Annotated in this window: 20 protein-coding genes and 1 riboswitch; of the genes, 12 read left to right on the top strand and 8 right to left on the bottom strand. The window is 71.4% G+C overall.

Annotated features, from left to right (window positions below; all coding sequences use genetic code 11):
• Positions 1 to 86: 86 nt before the first annotated feature.
• From CXR44_RS28970 to CXR44_RS28955, 4 genes are read left to right on the top strand one after another with little or no spacing between them, the layout of a single operon-like run.
• The gene (locus CXR44_RS28970; RefSeq protein ID WP_101789305.1) at positions 87 to 1,031 is read left to right on the top strand and encodes an ABC transporter permease; all 945 of its coding nucleotides are present in this window, start codon (positions 87 to 89) and stop codon (positions 1,029 to 1,031) included.
• Entirely contained in the window at positions 1,024 to 1,998 is a 975-nt protein-coding gene (locus CXR44_RS28965; RefSeq protein WP_101789304.1) for an ABC transporter permease, read from the top strand. Before CXR44_RS28970 ends, CXR44_RS28965 begins: the two co-directional genes overlap by 8 nt.
• Positions 1,999 to 2,010: 12 nt before the next feature.
• Positions 2,011 to 3,048 carry an ABC transporter ATP-binding protein gene (locus tag CXR44_RS28960; RefSeq protein WP_101789303.1) on the top strand — a complete coding sequence of 346 codons (1,038 nt, stop codon included), beginning with the start codon at positions 2,011 to 2,013 and terminating at the stop codon, positions 3,046 to 3,048.
• On the top strand, positions 3,032 to 4,048 hold the full coding sequence (locus CXR44_RS28955; RefSeq protein ID WP_101789302.1) for an ABC transporter ATP-binding protein: 1,017 nt from the start codon (positions 3,032 to 3,034) through the stop codon (positions 4,046 to 4,048). The genes CXR44_RS28960 and CXR44_RS28955 overlap by 17 nt, the downstream gene beginning before the upstream one ends.
• A 114-nt stretch (positions 4,049 to 4,162) precedes the next feature.
• Here the strand turns inward: CXR44_RS28955 and CXR44_RS28950 are convergent, their stop codons facing one another.
• The 5 genes from CXR44_RS28950 to CXR44_RS28930 all read right to left on the bottom strand — a co-directional run bounded on the left by CXR44_RS28950 (position 4,163) and on the right by CXR44_RS28930 (position 8,688).
• Positions 4,163 to 5,347: a lipid-transfer protein gene (locus CXR44_RS28950; protein WP_101789301.1), complete on the bottom strand. Its 1,185-nt coding sequence runs from the start codon at positions 5,345 to 5,347 to the stop codon at positions 4,163 to 4,165.
• Positions 5,344 to 5,748 (bottom strand): Zn-ribbon domain-containing OB-fold protein, encoded by a 405-nt coding sequence (locus CXR44_RS28945; protein ID WP_101789300.1) that lies wholly within the window; start codon positions 5,746 to 5,748, stop codon positions 5,344 to 5,346. Before CXR44_RS28945 ends, CXR44_RS28950 begins: the two co-directional genes overlap by 4 nt.
• 26 nt (positions 5,749 to 5,774) lie before the next feature.
• The gene (locus CXR44_RS28940; protein WP_101789299.1) at positions 5,775 to 7,103 is read right to left on the bottom strand and encodes a S8 family peptidase; all 1,329 of its coding nucleotides are present in this window, start codon (positions 7,101 to 7,103) and stop codon (positions 5,775 to 5,777) included.
• Entirely contained in the window at positions 7,100 to 7,747 is a 648-nt protein-coding gene (locus CXR44_RS28935) for a hypothetical protein (RefSeq protein ID WP_101789298.1), read from the bottom strand. Before CXR44_RS28935 ends, CXR44_RS28940 begins: the two co-directional genes overlap by 4 nt.
• A 134-nt stretch (positions 7,748 to 7,881) precedes the next feature.
• On the bottom strand, positions 7,882 to 8,688 hold the full coding sequence (locus CXR44_RS28930) for an SAM hydrolase/SAM-dependent halogenase family protein (protein WP_101789297.1): 807 nt from the start codon (positions 8,686 to 8,688) through the stop codon (positions 7,882 to 7,884).
• A 118-nt stretch (positions 8,689 to 8,806) separates the two neighbouring features.
• Here CXR44_RS28930 and CXR44_RS28925 point away from each other — a divergent pair, with 118 nt between their 5' ends.
• The 3 genes from CXR44_RS28925 to CXR44_RS28910 are packed head-to-tail and all read left to right on the top strand — an operon-like array spanning position 8,807 to position 10,553.
• On the top strand, positions 8,807 to 9,109 hold the full coding sequence (locus CXR44_RS28925; protein WP_101789296.1) for a DUF3263 domain-containing protein: 303 nt from the start codon (positions 8,807 to 8,809) through the stop codon (positions 9,107 to 9,109).
• Positions 9,110 to 9,148: 39 nt separating this feature from the next.
• A complete protein-coding gene (gene otsB / locus CXR44_RS28920) occupies positions 9,149 to 9,919 on the top strand; it encodes a trehalose-phosphatase (RefSeq protein ID WP_101789295.1) in 771 nt (256 codons plus the stop codon).
• Between the two features lie 34 nt (positions 9,920 to 9,953).
• Positions 9,954 to 10,553, top strand: a complete 600-nt coding sequence (locus tag CXR44_RS28910) for a hypothetical protein (RefSeq protein ID WP_180903751.1) — start codon at positions 9,954 to 9,956, stop codon at positions 10,551 to 10,553.
• Positions 10,554 to 10,632: 79 nt separating this feature from the next.
• On the opposite strand, the gene CXR44_RS28905 is transcribed toward CXR44_RS28910, so the two are convergent.
• From CXR44_RS28905 to CXR44_RS28895, 3 genes are all read right to left on the bottom strand, one after another.
• Positions 10,633 to 11,769, bottom strand: coding sequence for a hypothetical protein (locus tag CXR44_RS28905; protein ID WP_144070120.1), 1,137 nt, complete (start codon positions 11,767 to 11,769; stop codon positions 10,633 to 10,635).
• A 157-nt stretch (positions 11,770 to 11,926) separates the two neighbouring features.
• Positions 11,927 to 13,114, bottom strand: coding sequence for an MFS transporter (locus CXR44_RS28900; RefSeq protein ID WP_101789292.1), 1,188 nt, complete (start codon positions 13,112 to 13,114; stop codon positions 11,927 to 11,929).
• Positions 13,115 to 13,145: 31 nt separating this feature from the next.
• Positions 13,146 to 14,582, bottom strand: coding sequence for an alpha,alpha-trehalose-phosphate synthase (UDP-forming) (locus tag CXR44_RS28895; RefSeq protein ID WP_101789291.1), 1,437 nt, complete (start codon positions 14,580 to 14,582; stop codon positions 13,146 to 13,148).
• A gap of 31 nt (positions 14,583 to 14,613) precedes the next feature.
• Between CXR44_RS28895 and CXR44_RS28890 the strand changes: the two genes are divergently transcribed.
• The 5 genes from CXR44_RS28890 to groL all read left to right on the top strand — a co-directional run bounded on the left by CXR44_RS28890 (position 14,614) and on the right by groL (position 19,474).
• Positions 14,614 to 15,168, top strand: coding sequence for an RNA polymerase sigma factor (locus CXR44_RS28890; RefSeq protein ID WP_101789290.1), 555 nt, complete (start codon positions 14,614 to 14,616; stop codon positions 15,166 to 15,168).
• A gap of 90 nt (positions 15,169 to 15,258) precedes the next feature.
• A riboswitch (SAM riboswitch) is annotated at positions 15,259 to 15,400 on the top strand.
• A 13-nt stretch (positions 15,401 to 15,413) separates the two neighbouring features.
• On the top strand, positions 15,414 to 16,646 hold the full coding sequence (gene thrC, locus CXR44_RS28885; RefSeq protein ID WP_101789289.1) for a threonine synthase: 1,233 nt from the start codon (positions 15,414 to 15,416) through the stop codon (positions 16,644 to 16,646).
• A 23-nt stretch (positions 16,647 to 16,669) separates the two neighbouring features.
• On the top strand, positions 16,670 to 16,945 hold the full coding sequence (locus CXR44_RS28880; protein WP_101789288.1) for a MoaD/ThiS family protein: 276 nt from the start codon (positions 16,670 to 16,672) through the stop codon (positions 16,943 to 16,945).
• A 345-nt stretch (positions 16,946 to 17,290) separates the two neighbouring features.
• Positions 17,291 to 17,491: a cold-shock protein gene (locus CXR44_RS28875; protein WP_043633553.1), complete on the top strand. Its 201-nt coding sequence runs from the start codon at positions 17,291 to 17,293 to the stop codon at positions 17,489 to 17,491.
• Between the two features lie 357 nt (positions 17,492 to 17,848).
• Entirely contained in the window at positions 17,849 to 19,474 is a 1,626-nt protein-coding gene (groL, locus tag CXR44_RS28870) for a chaperonin GroEL (protein ID WP_101789287.1), read from the top strand.
• The last annotated feature ends 285 nt before the right edge of the window (positions 19,475 to 19,759 follow it).

Genomic DNA, 19,759 nt, shown 5'->3' with positions numbered 1-19,759 from the left:
CTCGAGAGCCGCCAGGAAGGCAGTCGCGCAGGCCGTACACCCCATCGGTCCGCGCTGCTGCCTTCTGGCATGTACGGGAGACTTGAATGGGCCGTTACATCATCCGGCGCCTGATCCAGGCGCTGCCAGTGCTGTTGGGCGCAACCTTCTTCATCTTCGCCATCGTCTTCGCGCTACCCGGCGACCCCGTCGCGGCGCTGGCCGGTGACAAGAGACAGGACCCCAACATCGTCGCGATCATCCGCGACCAATATCACCTGAACGACCCCTTGCTGGTGCAGTACTGGTACTACATCAAGGGCATCGTCCTCGAAGGCGACTTCGGCAAGACCTTCGCCGGGGTTCCGGTCACCCAGTTGCTGGCCGGCAAGCTGCAGGTGACGCTCAACCTCGCCCTCGTCGCCCTCACCCTGGAGGCGATCATCGGCGTGCTGCTCGGCCTGTGGGCCGCGCTGCGCCGCGGGCGGGCGACGGACACGGCGATCCTCGCCTCGACGCTGCTGCTCATCTCCATCCCCACGCTGGTCAGCGGCTTCGTGCTGCAGCTGTGGCTGGGCGTGTGGCTCAAGCAGGTCACGGGCACGGAGTTCTTCCCGATCTCGGGCGCCACGCAGGGGCTCAAGTCGTACCTGCTGCCAGGGTTCGTGCTGGCGGGTGTGTCGATCGCGTACCTCACCCGGCTCACACGGACGAGCCTGGTGGAGACCCTGAGATCCGACTACATCCGCACGGCGACCGCCAAGGGCCTGTCGCGACGCCGGGTCATCGGCCGGCACGGCCTGCGCAACGCGTTGATCCCCATGGTCACCTATCTGGGCGCCGACCTCGGCAACCTGATGGGCGGCGCGGTGATCACCGAGACGATCTTCAACCTGCCGGGGATCGGCCTGCAGCTCTACAACGGCGTCTACCTGCGCGAGCAACCCATCGTCGTAGGCATCGTGACAGTCCTGGTGTTGGTGTACATCCTGGCCAACCTGGTCGTCGACCTGATGTACGCAGTGCTCGACCCGAGGATCCGCTATGAGTAGAGACACCCCACAGACCGGGCCTGTGCAGCCTGAGACCCAGACGGTCACCACCGACCAGGTGACGACGGCTCCCTCGCCCGGCAAGCGCCGCAAGCAGAAGGAGGGCAAGCCGGCGAGCCTGTGGAGCGACGCCTGGCACGACCTCCGGCGCCGGCCGATGTTCATCATGTCGCTGGTCCTCATCGCGATCCTGATGGTCATGGCGTTCTGGCCGTCGCTGTTCACGTCCATCAACCCGTTGGACGCCCGGACGTGCGAGCTCGCCACCGCCCGTCAGGGACCGAGCACGGGGCACATCTTCGGGCGTGACAACCAGGGCTGCGACGTGTACGCCCGGACCATCTACGGCGCCAAGAACTCGATCCTGATCGGCGTCACCACCACGATCATCACGGCGATCGTGGGCGGCCTTCTCGGCCTCATCGCGGGCAGCCGCGGCGGCGTCGTCGACACGGTGTCCTCCCGGGTCACCGAGGTGTTCTTCGCCATTCCCATGATCCTGGGCGCGCTGCTCATCACGGCCACCTTCCGTGGCCAGGACATGGGCATCTGGATCGTCGTGATGGCGCTGGCGGTGCTGTCGTGGCCGATGACGTTCCGCATCATGAGAGCCGCGGTGATCACCGCGCGCAGCCAGGACTTCGTCGTCGCGGCGCGGGCGCTCGGCGCGAGCCAGGGCCGGATCATGTTCCGGCACCTGCTGCCGAACGCGCTGGCCCCGGTCATCGTGGTCGCCACCATCAACCTGGGCGGGTTCATCGCGGCCGAGGCCGCGCTGTCCTTCCTGGGAGTCGGCGTGCAGCCCCCGGACATCTCGTGGGGTCTGATGATCGCCGACGCCCGGAGCAGGTTCCTGGAGGCTCCGCTGCCGCTGGTGTTCCCGGCGGTGTTCCTGAGCATCACCGTGCTGGCGTTCATCATGCTGGGCGACGCCGTGCGCGACGCGCTCGACCCGAAGCTCAGGTAGGAGGGGGGATCCATGAAGAAGACATCGCTGGACACGTTGCCCGCCGAGGGAGGGCTGGGCGACGAGCCGTTGCTGGCGGTGGACAACCTGCACGTCGAGTTCGCCACGCGGGCCGGCACCGTCCGGGCCGTCAACGGGGTGAGCTACTCGCTCGGCCCGGGGGAGACCCTCGCGGTGCTGGGCGAGTCGGGTTCCGGCAAGTCCGTGACCGCGCAGGCGATCATGGGCATTCTCGACATGCCGCCGGCGCGCATCCCCAAGGGGGAGATCCGCTTCCGCGGCACCGACCTGCTCAAGCTGTCGGACGAGGCCCGCACGCAGGTGCGCGGCCAGCGCATCGCGATGATCTTTCAGGACGCGCTGTCCGCGCTGAACCCGGTGTTCACCGTGGGCTGGCAGATCAGCGAGATGTTCCGGGTGCACCGGGGCATGTCCAAGCGCGACGCGATGATCAAGGCCGTCGAGCTGATGGACCGGGTGCGCATCCCGGCCGCCAAGCAGCGCGTCAACGACTATCCGCACCAGTTCTCCGGGGGCATGCGGCAGCGCATCATGATCGCCATGTCGATCGCGCTGGACCCCGAGGTGCTGATCGCGGACGAGCCGACGACCGCGCTCGACGTGACGGTGCAGGCCCAGATCATGGAGCTGCTCGCGGAGCTGCAGCGCGAGAGCAACATGGGCATGATCCTGATCACCCACGACCTCGGCGTGGTCGCCGACGTCGCGGACAAGATCGCGGTCATGTACGCGGGTCGCATCGTCGAGAACGCGCCCGTGCACGACATCTACCGCAACCCGGCCCACCCGTACACGAAGGGCCTGCTGGAGTCGATCCCCCGGGTCGACCTCAAGGGCCAGGAGCTGTACGCCATCAAGGGCCTGCCGCCCAACCTGCTCGACATGCCGACCGGGTGCGCCTTCCACCCGCGCTGCCCGTACCGGCAGGACAACTGCGTGACCGACAACCCCCCGCTCTACGAGATCAACGGCAGGCGCAACAGCGCGTGTCACTACTGGAGGGAGGTCCTCGATGGCGACCAAGGGTGAGCGCATCCTCGAGGTCCGCGATCTGGTCAAGCACTTCCCCCTGACCCAGGGCATCATGTTCAAGAAGCAGATCGGCGCCATCAAGGCCGTCGACGGCGTCTCGTTCACCCTCGACAAGGGCGAGACGCTGGGCATCGTGGGCGAGTCGGGGTGCGGCAAGTCGACGCTGGCCAAGCTGCTCATGGCGCTGGAGCGGCCCACGTCCGGCTCGGTGATGATCAACGGTCGCGACATGGCCCGCGCCAAGGGCGGCGAGCTCAAGCGGATGCGCCGCAACATCCAGATGGTGATGCAGGACCCCTACACCTCGCTGAACCCCCGGATGACCGTCGGCGACATCGTCGGCGAGCCGTTCGACATCCACACCGAGGTGGCGCCCAAGGGCGACCGCAGCCGCCGGGTGCAGGAGCTGCTGGAGGTCGTGGGCCTCAACCCCGACCACATCAACCGCTACCCGCACCAGTTCTCCGGCGGCCAGCGGCAGCGCATCGGCATCGCCCGCGGCCTGGCGCTCCAGCCGGAGATCATCGTCTGCGACGAGCCGGTGTCCGCGCTCGACGTGTCGATCCAGGCGCAGGTCATCAACCTGCTGGAGCGGCTGCAGAACGAGTTCAACCTGGCGTACATCTTCATCGCCCACGACCTGTCGGTGGTGCGCCACATCTCCGACCGGGTCGGCGTGATGTACCTGGGCAAGTTCGTCGAGCTCGGCAAGGACGTGGAGATCTACGACAAGCCGGCTCACCCGTACACGCAGGCGCTGCTGTCGGCCGTGCCGGTCCCCGACCCCGAGGGCCGCGAGCAGCGTGAGCGGATCATCCTGCAGGGCGACCCGCCCTCGCCGGCCAACCCGCCGTCGGGCTGCCGGTTCCGCACCCGCTGCTGGAAGGCGCAGGAGATCTGCGCCGAGGAGGAGCCGCTGCTGCAGATCCGGCCCGGCACGCAGCACGAGAGCGCGTGCCACTTCGCCGAGACGCACGACGTCGTGCACGTCGGCTAGCGGACAGGCCGGGGCCCCTGCGGTGCGCACGCACCGCGGGGGCCTTCGCGCGTCGGCGGCTCGACGTGTGCCGGCGTGCCGGCGGCTCGACGTGTGCAGGTGGGGCCGCGCGTGTCAGCGGGTGGCGATGACGGCCGAGCCGTGGCCGAACAGGCCCTGGTTGACCGCCAGGCCCACCCGTGCCCCCGCCACCTGGCGGGCGCCCGCCCAGCCGCGCAGCTGCCGGGTCAGCTCGCACACCTGGGCGATGGCCTGGGCGGGGATGGCCTCGCCGAACGAGGCGAGCCCGCCGGAGGGGTTGACCGGCACCCGACCGCCCAGCGCCGTGTCGCCCGCGCGCAACAGCTTGTCGGCCTCGCCCGGCGGGCAGAGCCCGATGTCCTCGACCCAGTCGAGCTCCAGGGCCGTGGACAGGTCGTACACCTCGGCGAACGACACCTCCCGTGGCCCGAGCCCCGCCTCCTCGTAGGCCGCGTGCGCGAGGGACTGCCGGAAGGAGCGCTCCGGCGGCGGCACGGCCGCGCACGAGTCGGTGGCGAACTCGGGCAGCTCCAGCACGGTGCTCGGGAACACCGGGGTGACGGTGGAGACGGCGGCCAGGCGCACCGCGTCGGTGACGCCGTGCCGGCGGGCGTACGCGGACGAGGCCAGCACGAGCGCGGCCCCTCCGTCGGAGGTGGCGCAGATGTCCATGAGCCGGAGCGGGTCGGCCACCATGGGGGAGGCCAGCACCTCCTCGGCAGTGACGGTCCTGCGGTAGCGGGCCAGCGGGTTCAGCGAGCCGGCCAGCGCGTTCTTGACCTTGACGGCGGCGAAGTCCTCCGGCGTCGAGCCGTACGACGCCATCCGGCGGCGCGCGTACAGGCCGAAGTAGGCCGGGTTGGTCGCGCCCAGCAGCCGGAAGCGCAGCCAGTCGGGATCATCGGGCCGGTCGCCGCCGACCGGTGTGAAGAACCCCTTCGGCGTGGCGTCCGCCCCCACCACCAGCGCCACGTCGCACAGGCCGGCCAGGATCCTGGTGCGCGCGATGTCGATGGCCTGGGCGCCCGAGGCGCAGGCGGCGTAGCAGGACGCGATCCGCGCGCCGGACCAGCCCAGGGCCCGCGCGTAGGTGGCGCCGGCCACGAAGCCGGGATAGCCGTTCCTGATCGTGGCCGCGCCCACGGCGAACCCGACATCGCGCCAGGCCACGCCGGCGTCCCGCAGCGCCTCGCGGGCCGCCGCCACGCCGTACTCGGCGAACGGCCGGCCCCACTTGCCCCACGGGTGCATGCCCGTGCCCAGCACCACGACGCTCACGAGACCCGGCCCCACATCCACACCAGCGGCCCGTCGGCGAGCGGTCCGCAGGTCAGCTCCACCTCCATGCCGACCTCCAGTTCCTCGGGCGCGAGGTCCTTGACCTGCCCCAGCACCACGATGCCCTCGCGGGCCAGCTCCACGGCGGCCAGCGTGACGGGCGTGTACGGCTCGGCCGCCACGAACGGCGCGGGCGGCGGGTAGCGCGCGACCGTGTAGGACCAGACGCGGCCCCGCCGCGACAGCCGGGTCTGCTCCATGGACTGTCCCGGGCAGTCCGGGGCCGGGCAGGGGCCGCCCCGCGGCGGGAACGCGACCGTGCCGCAGGAGCCGCACCGGGTGCCGAGCAGGTGGGTGCCGTCCGGACCGACGGTGAACCAGCCCTCGATCGCCAGCGTCATAGCCAGCAGTATTACACAAGCGCTTGCTAGGGAGAATGCCTGCCGCCGGTGAGCACCCGGGCCGCCATCACGGCCGAGAGCGCCAGCAGGGCTGCGATCACCGGCAGCCGGGACAGCGGCCTCCCCATCGGTTCGGCGCGGCCGGCCGGCGGGGAGGCCGCCCGGGCCGGGCCCGCCATCCGCTGCGCCTCGCGCAGCGCCCGCTCCGCGTCGGCGACCCCGTGCCCGTAGGCGGGACTGTGGCCGGCCGACCGCTGCCGTGCGCCCCGCTCGATCGCGGTGCGCACCTGGTACGGCGACAGGTCCGGCCGCAATCCCTTGACCAGCGCGGCGATCCCGGCCACCAGGGCCGACGCGGAGCTCGTGCCGTCGCCCATCACGTAGGAGCCGTGGCCGTCGGCGGTGACGATCCCGGTGCCCGGGGCGACCACCGAGACGTAGTCCTGCCGGTTGGAGAACCCGGCCACCCTGAGCCGCCGGTCCACCGCCCCCACCGCGATCACGCCGGGGTAGGCGGCGGGGAAGTTGCGGCGGTTCGTCGTCTCCCCGTCGTTGCCCGAGGAGGCCACGAGCACGGCGCCGCGGGAGATGGCGTACTGCACGGCCTCCTCCTCGGCCGCCGAGCCCTCCCAGGAGCCGTCGCCGCCGCCCAGCGACATGCTGATGACGTCCGCACCGCGGTCCACGGCGTAGCGGATGCCGGCGGCGAGAGCGCCGGGGTTGCCGGGCCGGCCCTGGGCGCGCAGGGGGTCGCCGTTCTCCAGCGTGACCCGTACCGACAGGATCCGCGCCGACGGAGCCGCGCCGACCACGCCCACCGGTCCGGCCACGGCGGCGCGCGGGTCTCCGGTGCTCGCGCGCTCGACCCGGCCGCGCTGCCAGGCACGCCCGGGGGTCTCGTGGCCGTGGCCCGCGATGAGGCTGGCCATCGCGGTGCCGTGGTGGCCCCACCGGCCGGGCGCGCGGGCCAGGCCGGTGAGGTCGGGGCCGGGGACGACGGAGCCGGTGAGGTCCGGGTGGCGGCCGTTCACGCCGGTGTCGAGGACGGCGACCAGCACGCCCTCGCCGGTGCTCAGCCGCCAGGCTTCGGGCAGCCGCAGCGCGGAGTGCTGCCACTGCCCGTCGGGCGTCACCGGCCGGGCGGCGGGAGAGCCCGCGCCGGCGCCCGCCTGCGGAGCCCGGGACGTCCCGGCCGCGAGGGTCTGGGGCATGTGGGTCTTGACGGTCTGGGGCATGTGGGTCGTGAGGGGCGGGGCCGCGCGGGTCGTGGGCGGCGGGGGCGTACGGGTCGCCAGGGGCGCGAGCATGGGGACGGCGAGGCAGAGGGCCAGCAGGCCCGTCCGGGGGCGGATCACCGCGGAAGGTCCCGATGCAGCGCCCGCGCGATCAGCCGCGCGCCGTCCGCGAGCCGGGGGGCCACCTGCGTCCCCCGCCGGTACGGCCGGCCGTCGGCGTACCCGGCCGCGGTCGCCACGACGCGGCCGTCACCGGAGGCCACGGCGAAGCCGGTGAGGCACTGGTGCGCGCCGAAGCGCTCGGCGGGGCCGCCGGGGACGGCCAGTGGCCGTACGAGCGCCCGCAGCCGCCTCACGCGCACCTCGGCGGTCGCGCCGGGCGGTATCCCGGCGGTCGCCCGCGCCGCGCCGGGCCGGGCCAGGACCGTGACGCCGGCCGTGACGACGTAGGTCTGCGTGACGTCGGTGTAGGTGGCGAGCAGCGCGGTCACGCAGCCGCGCAGCATGCGCAGGGCGGCGGGCCGGAACGCGCGCCGGCAGGACGTCTCGCGGGCGGCCCCGGCCAGCAGGTAGGTGACCCGGGCGCCGGACGGGCTGGTGCCGCGCACGGACGCGGGGAGGTGCGTCGTCGCCGACCAGGCGTGCCATCTCCCGGCGGAGGCGGACATGGCGGAGGCGGACCCGGCTGACCCGGCTGATCCGGGGTGCACGGCGGGCACGGTCGGCGAGATCGCGGACATGAGCGCGAGCAACACGACGGACATCTGACACACGTCGACCTCTGGGGCAGGAGGGGACCACCCGATGCCGGAGATTGTGACAGCCGTCCGCGCCCGTAGTGCGACGCTTCAGTAAACAGTCCGATACGCGCCGTAATTGGCTTATGTGGGAGTTCGCCTCACCGCGACGGACAAATCCGGATATGTGCGCCGGGGGGCAGGCCCAACCGCTGGGCCGCGTCCCCCGAGTTGACCGCGAGCGCCACCAGCCCCACCGAGTCGGTGAACGCCACCAGCTCGCCGGGCGGCACCGCCGCGTACGTCTCCCGGTACGGCATCGACAGCTGCCGCCTGCCCAGCCACACCGCCAGCGTGTCGCCGACCCGGACCCCCAGCGCCTCCAGGTCGACCGCGGTGATGGAGGTCTGCGTGTTGCCGTGGCGGTCGACCGAGACCACCTCGCCCTCCACCGAGTCCTCCCGCATGAGCGAGGTCGGCTCCGGCAGCGACACCAGCCGCGACGGCGGCCGCTCGGGACCGAGCTCGGCCGGGGCGAGCCCGACGCACAGCCGCCCGGCGACGGGAGCGTAGACGTCGCGCCCGTGGAAGGTGGGGGAGACGGGTCTCAGGAAGTACTCCTCGTTGCTGATCTCGTACGCGGCCTCGGCGCCGCCGGCCGCGTGCACGGCCCACGAGAGCAGGCCGTTGTCGGGCCCGATGAACACCCGCCCGCCCGCCTCGATCGCGACCGCGCGCCGCGCCCCGCCCGTGCCCGGGTCCACCGCGCCCACGTGCACGCCTCTGGGCAGGTACGGGATGGTCTGCGCGAGGATCGCGGCGCCCCGCCGCACATCGCCCGACGGGACGGCGTGGCACACGTCGATCACCCGGACGTCGGGCGCGATGCCGGCTATCACCCCGTGGCAGGCCGCCACGTAGCCGTCCTCAAGCCCGTAGTCGGTGAGAAGCGTGATGACTGAGGTCACACTTAGTGACTGTACGTCTCCCAATCCGCCGTGAACAGCCGCACTCGGCACATTACGATGGCGACGGGCCGCACGCGCGTGTCGTGATCGTCGCGCGCAGCCTTCGAGGAGGGAAACCATGGACACTGCGCCGGTCAGCGGTGACAGTGCTGCCGACGAACCATCGCACCAGCCCCTCACGGAACGCGATCTCGAGCTCCTCGCCTTCGAACGCCACTGGTGGCGGCACGCGGGCGCCAAGGAGCACGCCATCAAGGAGACCTTCGGGTTCTCCGCCACCCGCTACTACCAGCTGCTCGGTGATCTGATCGACCGGCCCGAAGCCCTGGAGCAGGACCCCATGCTGGTCAAGAGGCTGCGCAGGCTGCGCGCCACCCGCCAGCGCGACCGGGCCGCGCGGCGCCTGGGCATGCGCCCCTGACCGGTGGGGTAGTGCAGCCGCGTGAAGAACATCCCTGGCATGGAAGCCATCCTGAAAGATCCTGGCGGGGCCGTGATCGGGCTCGACTTCGACGGCACGCTGGCGCCGATCGTGCCCGATCCCGCCTCCGCCAGGATCCACCCCGAGGCGCCGGGCGTGCTGGCCGAGCTGGGCGCGCACGTGGCGGCGGTGGCCATCGTGACCGGCAGGCCGGCCGCCACCGTGCTGGAGCTGGGCCCCGGCCTCGCCGACGTGCCCGGTCTGGTGGTGCTGGGCCACTACGGGTTCGAACGGTGGGAAGGCGGCCGGATCTCCGCCCCGCCGCCTCCGGCGGGTGTCCCGCGGGCCGAGGCGGAGCTGCCGCTGCTGCTCTCCTCGCTCGGCCTGTCCGACGTCACGATCGAGGACAAGGGCCGGGCGGTCGCCGTGCACACCCGGCGCGCGGCCGATCCCGAAGGCGCGCTCGCCGCGCTGCGCGAGCCGCTGGCCCGGCTCGCCGCCGAGCACGACCTGGTGCTGGAGCCCGGTCGGATGGTGCTGGAGCTGAGGCCGCCCGGCATGGACAAGGGGCAGGCTCTCGGCCTGTTCCTGGCCGAGCGGGCCGCGAGGTCCGTGATGTTCGTTGGCGACGACCTCGGCGACCTGGCGGCGTTCGACGCGGTGGCGGGCTCCGGGCTGCCCGGAGTGACCGTGTGCAGCGGCTCGGCGGAGGTGGCGCTGCTCGCCGAACGCGCCGACATCGTCGTGGACGGCCCGGAGGGCGTCGTCGCCCTGCTCTCGGAGCTGGCCTCGGCTGTCAGCCGTTCCTAAACGGGCTGCAACCGGCCGGCGCTACCGTCGCGGCATGCCGAAGACAGTCCTCGCCGCCGCGGCGCTCGCCGCGACGGCCGCCCTCGTGCCCGCCGCCTCCGCCTCCGCGACCGCCCCCGCCTCCGAAGCCGCCGCCACCGCGACCAGGCCTCTGTACCTGCGGGGCGGCCTCACCCTGCACCTGCCGGCCTCCTGGAAGGTGTACGGCAAGGGCGACTACGTCAGGGTCGTCACCGGCAGGTGCGTCTCCCCCAAGGGCGGCTGGGGGGCGCCGGAGTGCGACAGCTTCTGGGTGTTCGGCCCCAAGGCGCTCAAGCACGGCAGGGAGCTGTTCAACCCCTACACCCCCGAGCACCCCTACTACCCGGCCACCGACGTGCAGCTCTGCCCGCACAACCGCAAGTGGGGCCAGATCCTCGGCGAGGCCTCGGTCAAGGGCCTGCGCCAGGTCGGCCCCGGCCACAAGGCCTACTACCGCGAGTGGAAGGCCACCTGCGTCTCGTACTCCACCGGCACGGTGAAGTCGAGGTACGTCCAGCGGGAGTGGTACCTGCCGAAGACCAGGGTGCTCGTGGTGGACCAGTGGGACACGCCGGGCCTGGCCGGGGTGCTCAGGCGCGCGACCTGGCGATGAGCGCCCCGCCGGCGGCCGCTCCCGCCCAGACGGGAGCGGCCGCGGAGGCCCTGGGGGCCCGCCCGCGGAGCCGGAGAGGTCACGCCCCGGTGGTGTCCTGCGGCGTCCGGAATCCGGGCACCACACGACCGTTGATCTCCAGCCCGTCCGTGGCGCCCTCCCACGCCCCCTCCATCAACCCCCGCGCGATGAGGATCGGGATCAGGTTGGCGCAGACGGCCAGCGCCGCGGCGAGCTTGCCGCCCATGGCCTCCGCGACGAGCCGCGCCGCCGGATGGATGCGGGAGAGGGCACCCGCGGCGATGATCGCACCCCCGAGGAGCACGGACAGTGCCAGCGCGCTCTTGTGGACCACGTTGAGCCGCTGCGCCATCCCCTCCAGCGCGTCCGCCATGCGCCCGGCCCGGAAGCCGGCCTGCAACCCGGCGGCCATGAAGTCGACGATCCGCGCATCGGCCGTGCGCATCGTCTCGCCTTCCCACGCCCGCGTGATCGCCTCGCGGACCTCCGGGGTGTCGCGCCCGAACGCCTTGCCGGCCTCGGTGCTGGCGCGATCCAACCACGCCACCGCCGAGTTCAGATCCTCGTCGGTCGGGATGACCGTCACCCACCAGGTCGCCACCGCGGCGACGAGCGCCAGCGAGAACGTCCTGCACCGCATCAGGTTGGCCATCACCGCCTTGCTGGCCTCGGCGGACCTGAGGCCGGTGCGCACCAGGTGCCGCTCGTGGTGGATCGCCCACTGGGCTGCCGGCGCGGTGACGCCCGCCACCACGCCCGCGCCCCCGGCGACCATGTGGCCGCGGGTGGAGATGCCACCCGCCGAGAGCATGTTGTTCTCGCGCCACGCCTGCTCGTAGTACGGCGTGCCGCCTGGCGCATCGGTGTTCTTGGGCAGCGAAGAGCGCTGGGCCGCCGCCAGCACGGCCTGTGCGGCATCGTCCTCGGCCTTGAGGTACCTGTCACCCGACTTGAAGACCTTCTCGCCGATCGCCTCGGCCTCGATCTTGCCGTACTGCAGATCCTGCGTCAGTGCGCCCCGCCAGCGTTCGTAGTCGGGCAGGAAGGAGTTGCCGATGACGCCGAGTGATTCCTCGCCCAGCTTCGCGCTCCAGACGCTGGTGTACACGCTGCTGATCTTCCAGAGGATGTCGTTGAAGTCGATGCCACGGTTGGCGAGCTCGGCCGCCTTCACCTGGTAATGGGAGTCTTCCACTGCCGATCTTCTCCGTCGGGTCGGTACGTGCAACGACGTATCCACGAGTCTCATGAGCAACTGATCACGTATCGCAGACGATAGCCATGAGAGCCGTCGTTTCGGATCAATTAGCAGCAACGCGGACATCCTCGGCGAGGCCTCGGTCATGGGCCTGCTACCGCGAATGGAAGGCCGCGCGCGACCTGGCGATGAGCACCCCGCCGACGGCCAGGGCGATGGCCACCGGCACCACCAGGAACGCCTGGCGGGTGCCGAAGCCGTCGGCGAGCGCGCCCAGGACCAGGGGCCCCACCCCGACGGCCGCTCCCGCGCAGATGGGAGCGGCCGCGGAGGCCCGGTGGGGGTGCCCGTCGGAGGTGGCGATCAGCTCGGCCAGGGCCAGCGGGAAGTGCAAGGAGACGCCGAGCCCGGCCAACGCCAGCCCGGCGTAGGCGAGCACGGGGTGGCCGGCCGGCCAGAAGACCAGCCAACCGGCCCCGCTCAGCAGCAACGCGCCCACGAACAGCCGGTGCGGCGGCAGCCGCAGGGCCAGCCACCCGCCGGCGAACCTCCCGGCCGCCAGGCCCGCCGTGAAAGCCGTCAGGCCGGTCGCGGCGGCCTCGACGCTCAGCCCGGTGTTGACGGCGACCAGCGAGGCGGCCCACAGGTTGAAGCAGAACTCCAGCGCCACGCAGCAGAACAGCACCCCGCCGGCCACATGGAACCGCCAGCCGGGGCGCGCAGCCACCACCCCGGCGGCGGGGGCGGGGCCGCCGCCGGCGCGGCTCCTCGCGGGGATCCAGACCCTGCCCATGGCCAGCACCAGGGCCACGGTCAGCACGGGGGTGAGCAGCAGCGCCGCCCGCCAGCCGACGACGGTCTGCGCCGCCACGCTCAGCGCGAACGAGGCCGCCAGGCCGAACACCACGCCCACCCCGTTGGCCTCGCTGATCGCCGCGGGGCCCGCGGGACCGTGGTGGTCGCTCAGCGCCGCCATCGAGGCGTACAGCGCCAGCGAGCCGAAGCAGCCGGCCAGGCCGAAGCCCAGCAGGGTGGCGGGCAGCGCGGGGACCATGACGAGCAGCACGCCGGCGTTCATGCCGGCCAGGCCGACCCAGGTGGCGGCGCGCCGGCCGTGCCGGCGGGACAGGGCGGGCAGGGTGAGGCCGGCCAGCACGGTGCCGACGGCCATGGCGGTGCCGTGCAGCCCGGCGACGGCGTAGGACACGCCGAGGTCGCGGCGCAGGAGGGGAAGGGCGGCGCTCAGGCCGTACAGGTAGGTGCAGAAGACGCCGAGCTGGAGATAGACGAGCCAGGTGGCCCGGTCGCGGGTGAGCCGGATGCGCTCCGCGGTGGTGGACATCCCGGCAACCCCTATCGCGAATGGCGAAATATCATCCCTGATCGTAGTTGAGGGCGTCGAGCTGGTCGGCGAGCCAGCGCTGCGGCGGCAGGGCCGTGGCCGCGGCGGCCAGCTGCTCGCGGCGGCTCGCGCGCTCGTCCTCGGGCATCACCAGCGCCCGGTGCAGCGCGTCGGCGGTGCCGCAGACGTCGTAGGGGTTGACCAGGAGCGCGTGCTCGCCCAGCTCGGCCGCCGCCCCGGCCTCGCGCGAGAGCACCAGCGCGGCCCGGGACGACAGGATCGGCCCCTCCTTGGCGACGAGGTTCATGCCGTCGCGGATCGGGTTGACCAGCAACACGTCGGCCAGCCGGTAGGCGGCCAGCGAGCGCGGATAGTCGTCGTCGACGTTGAGGATCAGCGGGTCCCAGTCCTCGGTCGCGTACTCGTGCTCGATCTCCTGGGCGCAGCGCTGCACCGACGCGGTGTACTCGCGGTACTCGGGCAGGTCGTGCCGGCTCGGGTAGGCGAAGGCCAGGTGCACCACCCGCCCGTGCCACTCGGGATGCGCCGCCAGGAACTCCCGGTAGGAGAGCAGGCCGCGCACGATGTTCTTGGACAGCTCGGTGCGGTCGATGCGGACGATCAGGCGGCGGTCGCCGACCTGCTCGCGCAGCGCCGCCATGTGCGACTCGACGTCCGGCTCGCCGGCCCGCTCGCGGAGCGCCGCGCCGTCCACACCCAGGGCGTGGACGCCGACGCGGGTGGTGCGGCCCTCGTGCGTCACGGTGCCCGCGGCCTCGTCCACACCGGCGCCGAGCAGCGACCGGCAGCATTCCATGAACGCCCGCGCCCAGCGCGCGGTGAGGAAGCCCGCGTGGTCGGCGCCCAGGATGCCCTCCAGCACCTCGCGGGCCACCTCGTCGGGCAGCAGCGAGAAGTATTCGGGCGGCGCCCAGGGGGTGTGGCTGAAGTGGGCGATGCGCAGGTCGGGCCGCTCGGCCCGGAGCATCGCCGGGGTGAGCGTCAGGTGGTAGTCCTGCACCATCACCCGCGCCTCGTGGGCGGCCTCCTCGGCCAGCGCCAGGGCGAACGCGCCGTTGTAGTCGCGGTAGGACTCCCACTCGCGGTGGAACCGCGAGCCGAAGCTCGGCGTGTTGGGGATGTCGTAGAGCAGGTGGTTGACGAACCAGAGGGTCGAGTTGGCGACGGCGTTGTAGGCGCGGTGGAAGGTGGCCGCCGGGATGTCGAGCATCCGCAGCGCGCCGGTGTCGTAGCCGGCGTGGTCGAGCCGGCCGCCGGGAGCCTGGCGGACCGCGCCGCGGTCGCCGTCGGACAGCGCCGCGCACACCCACAGCACGCCGAGGTCCTTGCCCACCCCGGACAGCCCCGAGACCAGGCCGCCGCCGCCACGCCGCATCGTGAGGACACCGTCGTCGGAGACGGTGAACGAGACGGGGCCTCTGTTGGACGCAAGCAGGACGCTGTTCATTTACGCTCCCTCCAACCATAGGATCCCAGCTATGGCGCTTGATGAGCTAACCGAGGAACTGGCACGTTCCGCCGCAGCCGGAGATCATCGCGCGCTCGGCGAGCTGCTGCGGCGGATCGAGCCCGACGTCATGCGGCACTGCGCCCGGATCCTGCCGTACCGGCAGGACGCCGAGGAGGCCTCGCAGGACACCCTGCTCGCCGTGGCCCGCAACATCGGCCGCTTCGAGGGGCGCGCCAGGTTCAGCACGTGGCTGCACATCGTGACCGCCAACTGCGCGCGCACCACCTACCGGTCGCTGAAGCGCCGGGCGGCGGAGCAGAGCTCCGACGAGCTGCCCGTGCAGAAGCCCGACGTGCGCCGGGTCAGCGTCATCGCCGGCTCACGGCTCGACCTGCTCGACGCCATGGAGGCGCTGGAGGCCGACAAGCCCGACCTGGCCCAGGCGCTGGTGCTGCGCGACATCGTCCAGCTCGACTACAACGAGGTGGCCGAGCAGCTCGGCATCCCGCTCGGCACCGCCAAGTCGCGCATCCACCAGGCACGCAAGTACGTCCAGGCGGCGCTCGGCGACGACTATCGGTGAGACCGTCCGTCTCGGATGGCGAGACGGTTGGTCAGGCGGGCGGCCTGGCCGGGTAGAGTTCGATCCGACGACCTCACCACAACTGAATATTGCTCATCCAGAGGGGTGGAGGGACCGGCCCTGCGAAGCCCCGGCAACCCTCCCGGCTTGAGACTCGCGACCTGGCGAGGCCGACCGGGACAAGGTGCCAATTCCGGTCTGCGGTCAAGGTGGCCGCAGGCGAAGATGAGGGAAGGCCTCGCTTCATGTCGCTTGACTTCGGTCCTGCCACCGCCCTGTCCTGCCGCGAGTGCGGCGCCCGCTACGATCTCGGGCCCAGCTTCGCCTGCCTGGAGTGTTTCGGGCCGCTGGAGGCGGCCTACTCCTTCGGCGACGTCACCCGCGCGGACATCGAGTCGGGCCCGGCCAACATCTGGCGCTACCGCTCCCTGCTCCCCGTCCCCGCCGACGTCGCCGCCAAGCCGAACATGAACCCCGGCTGGACCAAGCTCGTCCAGGCGGGCAACCTCGGCAAGGCGCTCGGCATCAGGTCCCTGTACGTCAAGGACGACTCGGGCAACCCCACCCACTCCTTCAAGGACCGGGTCGTCGCCATCGCCGTCGAGGCGGCACGCAACTTCGGCTTCCACACGCTGTCCTGCTCGTCCACGGGCAACCTCGCCGGCGCGGTGACGGCCGCCGCGGCGCGGGCCGGGCTCGACGCGTGCGTGTTCATCCCGGCCGACCTGGAGCAGGCCAAGATCGCGATGGCGCGGGTGTTCGGCGGCAGGCTGATCGGCATCGACGGCACCTACGACGAGGTCAACCGGTTCTGCTCGGAGCTGATCGGTGACCCGCTGGGCGACAAGTGGGGCTTCGTCAACGTCAACCTGCGGCCCTACTACGCCGAGGGCTCCAAGACCCTCGCGTACGAGATCGCCGAGCAGCTCGGCTGGCGGCTGCCCGAGCAGATCGTCATCCCGATCGCCTCCGGCTCCCAGCTCACGAAGATCGACAAGGGCTTCAAGGAGCTGATCGCGCTCGGCCTGGTCGAGGACCGGCCCTACAAGGTCTTCGGTGCGCAGGCGCAGGGCTGCTCGCCGGTCTCGACCGCCTTCAAGGCGGGCCACGAGGTGGTCCAGCCGGTCAAGCCCGACACCATCGCCAAGTCCCTGGCCATCGGCAACCCAGCTGACGGGCCTTACGTGCTCGACATCGCCCGCCGCACCGGCGGGGCGGTCGAGGACGTCACCGACGCCGAGATCGTCGCCGCGATCAAGCTGCTCGCCTCGACCGAGGGCATCTTCGCCGAGACGGCGGGCGGGGTCACCGTCGGCGTGCTGAAGAAGCTCGTCGAGACCGGGCGGCTCGACCCCGAGGCGGAGACCGTGGTGCTCAACACCGGCGACGGGCTCAAGACGCTCGACGCGGTCTCCGGCGACGCGGCGCCCACGGCCGTGATCCGGCCCTCTCTCGACGCGTTCCGCGCGGCTGTCTGACAACCAGGAAAGGCGAGGCAAAGATGAGTGTTTCGGTACGGATTCCCACTATCCTGCGGACCTACACCGGCGGAAACGCGGAAGTGAGTGGCGAGGGCGCGACTCTTCGTGACGTTCTCGCGAAGCTCGACTCGGACTACCCGGGTATCGGCGCGCGCATTTTGGATGAATCGGGCAAGATTCGCCGTTTTGTCAACGTGTACGTGGGCGAAGAGGACGTCCGTTTCGCCGAGGGCCTGGACACTCCGGCGCCCGACGGTGTCCAGATCTCCATCATCCCGGCCGTCGCCGGCGGCTGACGCCCGCTCTCCGCGCCGGTCTCGCACCGGCAGGCGGGCGGCGACCACGGCGCGGGAGGCGCCGGTCCGGCGGAGGGCCCGAACCGCCCGGCCCGCCGGCCGCCGCCGCAGCGCAGCAGCACCTCGAAGGCGCCCCTTGTGGGCGCCTTCCGCTTTTTGCGGAATTTCAAACTTGAACGAGCCGGCGAGGATGAATTGTGTAGTTCGTTCTTTGACACTGTTGCCAAACGGCGTCCCACAGGTATGGTCGAGGCGATCGTCAGCTGATTTCAGCATTAGTCATGACGATTGCGGGTCTCGCGGACGAATGGGCGGGATCCGCGAGACCAGTAAGAGGAGTCGGAAGTGGCGCAGGGCACCGTCAAGTGGTTCAACGCGGACAAGGGCTACGGCTTCATCGCGGTAGACGGTGGTAAGGATGTATTCGTTCATTACTCGGCCATCTTGATGGACGGCTATCGCTCTCTGGAGCAGGGCCAGCGCGTCGAGTTCGAGATCACACAGGGCCAGAAGGGGCCGCAGGCGGAATCCGTCCGCACGGTCTGATCCGCGGCACCGGCACGCATCGGCAGGCCGTACGGCAGCGCAGTCCGGCGCGGCCTGCCGTTCGTCCCCCTTCCCCCGAAGCTACGGCGGGCTCTCGCGGGCCCGCCGTAGCGGACCATCCGGGTAATCCTCTCGTTCTTGTCTGGGCAACCCTTGTTCTGAGCTGGGCGGGGGCGGCGTCGGCTTGCACTCGACGGGGTAGAGTGCTAAACAATTCGTTGGCACTCTCTGTTCGTGAGTGCCAGCAACGGGGATCGAGACGATGGGGTCCGCCAACGGAGTCGTGGGCCCACATGCCGTCGCGGGCGTCGGCTCGGTCCACTACCACGCCACCCTGCATCTGGGAGGTCTAGCCTTATGGCAGCCAAGATGATCGCGTTTGACGAGGACGCCCGGCGCGGTCTCGAGCGCGGTATGAACCAGCTCGCCGACGCCGTCAAGGTGACCCTGGGGCCGAAGGGCCGCAACGTCGTTCTGGAGAAGAAGTGGGGCGCCCCCACGATCACCAACGACGGTGTGTCCATCGCCAAGGAGATCGAGCTCGAGGACCCGTGGGAGAAGATCGGGGCCGAGCTGGTCAAGGAAGTCGCCAAGAAGACGGACGACGTCGCGGGTGACGGCACCACCACCGCCACCGTGCTCGCCCAGGCGCTGGTGCGCGAGGGTCTGCGCAACGTTGCCGCCGGCGCCAACCCGATGGCCCTGAAGAAGGGCATCGAGTCCGCGGTCGAGCGGGTCAGCGAGGAGCTGTCCAAGCTGGCCAAGGACGTGGAGACCAAGGAGCAGATCGCCTCCACCGCCTCCATCTCCGCCGCCGACCCCGAGATCGGCTCGCTCATCGCCGAGGCGATGGACAAGGTCGGCAAGGAAGGCGTCATCACCGTCGAGGAGAGCAACACCTTCGGCCTGGAGCTCGAGCTCACCGAGGGCATGCGCTTCGACAAGGGCATGACGTCGATGTACTTCGTCACCGACTCGGACCGCATGGAGGCCGTGCTCGAGGACCCGTACATCCTGGTCGTCAACTCCAAGGTCTCGGCCAACAAGGACCTGCTGCCGCTGCTCGACAAGGTCGTGCAGTCCGGCAAGCCGCTGCTGATCATCGCCGAGGACGTCGAGGGCGAGGCCCTGGCCACCCTGGTGGTCAACAAGATCCGTGGCCTGTTCCGCTCCGTGGCCGTCAAGGCCCCGGGCTTCGGCGACCGTCGCAAGGCCATGCTCGGCGACATCGCCATCCTGACCGGCGGCCAGGTCATCGCCGAGGAGCTCGGCCTCAAGCTGGAGAGCACCACGCTCGACCAGCTCGGCCGTGCGCGCAAGGTCGTGGTGACCAAGGACGAGACCACGATCGTCGACGGTGCGGGCGACCCCGACGCCATCGCCGGCCGGGTCAACGAGATCCGTGCCGAGATCGAGCGCACCGACTCCGACTACGACCGCGAGAAGCTCCAGGAGCGCCTGGCCAAGCTCGCCGGTGGTGTCGCCGTCATCAAGGCCGGCGCCGCGACCGAGGTCGAGCTCAAGGAGCGCAAGCACCGCATCGAGGACGCCGTCCGCAACGCGAAGGCGGCCGTCGAGGAGGGCATCGTCCCCGGCGGTGGCGTGGCGCTGCTGCAGGCCGGCGCCAAGGCGTTCGACAAGCTGGAGCTGGCGGGCGACGAGGCCACCGGTGCCGCGATCGTGCGCAAGGCTCTGGAGGAGCCGCTGAAGCAGATCGCCGTCAACGCCGGCCTCGAGGGCGGCGTCGTGGTGGAGAAGGTCCGCAACCTGACCCCGGGTGAGGGCCTCAACGCCGCCACCGGCGAGTACGTCGACATGTTCGCCTCGGGCATCATCGACCCGGCCAAGGTGACGCGCTCGGCGCTGCAGAACGCCGCCTCCATCGCGGCGCTCTTCCTCACCACCGAGGCCGTCATCGCCGAGAAGCCGGAGAAGACCCCTGCCGCTCCCGCCATGCCCGGCGGCGGCGACATGGACTTCTGACGCCTTCGAAGCACCCAGCAGCACCCAGCAGCACCCCGATCGGGCGATCCGGCACCAGGCCGGGTCGCCCGATTCCTTTTGGCGCCCCTTTCTGGACCGTGTGCTGGTGGCCCTTCCTGGACCGTGTGCTGGTGGCCCTTCCGGGGTCGTGAGCTGGTGGCCCTTCCGGGACCGCGTGGCTGGTGGCCCTTCCTGGACCGCGTGCTGGGGCTTTTCCAGGGCCGCGTGCCGGGGGCCTTTCCGGGGGGTCGCGACCAGTCGGGTCGGGCAGCCGGCGGGGCCGCT

Origin of the sequence: Nonomuraea indica (assembly GCF_002850745.1) — a bacterium.
GTDB lineage: Bacteria > Actinomycetota > Actinomycetes > Streptosporangiales > Streptosporangiaceae > Nonomuraea > Nonomuraea indica.
Note: the sequence above shows the minus strand (reverse complement) of the source record. Positions and strands in the feature narration are given on the sequence as shown.

Coding starts and splice junctions, on each gene's coding strand:
- CXR44_RS28970 (WP_101789305.1), top strand. CDS start 87: ATGGGCCGTTACATCATCCGGCGCCTGATCCAGGCGCTGCCAGTGCTG.
- CXR44_RS28965 (WP_101789304.1), top strand. CDS start 1,024: ATGAGTAGAGACACCCCACAGACCGGGCCTGTGCAGCCTGAGACCCAG.
- CXR44_RS28960 (WP_101789303.1), top strand. CDS start 2,011: ATGAAGAAGACATCGCTGGACACGTTGCCCGCCGAGGGAGGGCTGGGC.
- CXR44_RS28955 (WP_101789302.1), top strand. CDS start 3,032: ATGGCGACCAAGGGTGAGCGCATCCTCGAGGTCCGCGATCTGGTCAAG.
- CXR44_RS28945 (WP_101789300.1), bottom strand. CDS start 5,748: ATGACGCTGGCGATCGAGGGCTGGTTCACCGTCGGTCCGGACGGCACC.
- CXR44_RS28935 (WP_101789298.1), bottom strand. CDS start 7,747: ATGTCCGTCGTGTTGCTCGCGCTCATGTCCGCGATCTCGCCGACCGTG.
- CXR44_RS28925 (WP_101789296.1), top strand. CDS start 8,807: ATGGACACTGCGCCGGTCAGCGGTGACAGTGCTGCCGACGAACCATCG.
- otsB (WP_101789295.1), top strand. CDS start 9,149: ATGGAAGCCATCCTGAAAGATCCTGGCGGGGCCGTGATCGGGCTCGAC.
- CXR44_RS28910 (WP_180903751.1), top strand. CDS start 9,954: ATGCCGAAGACAGTCCTCGCCGCCGCGGCGCTCGCCGCGACGGCCGCC.
- CXR44_RS28900 (WP_101789292.1), bottom strand. CDS start 13,114: ATGTCCACCACCGCGGAGCGCATCCGGCTCACCCGCGACCGGGCCACC.
- CXR44_RS28895 (WP_101789291.1), bottom strand. CDS start 14,582: ATGAACAGCGTCCTGCTTGCGTCCAACAGAGGCCCCGTCTCGTTCACC.
- CXR44_RS28890 (WP_101789290.1), top strand. CDS start 14,614: ATGGCGCTTGATGAGCTAACCGAGGAACTGGCACGTTCCGCCGCAGCC.
- thrC (WP_101789289.1), top strand. CDS start 15,414: ATGTCGCTTGACTTCGGTCCTGCCACCGCCCTGTCCTGCCGCGAGTGC.
- CXR44_RS28880 (WP_101789288.1), top strand. CDS start 16,670: ATGAGTGTTTCGGTACGGATTCCCACTATCCTGCGGACCTACACCGGC.
- groL (WP_101789287.1), top strand. CDS start 17,849: ATGGCAGCCAAGATGATCGCGTTTGACGAGGACGCCCGGCGCGGTCTC.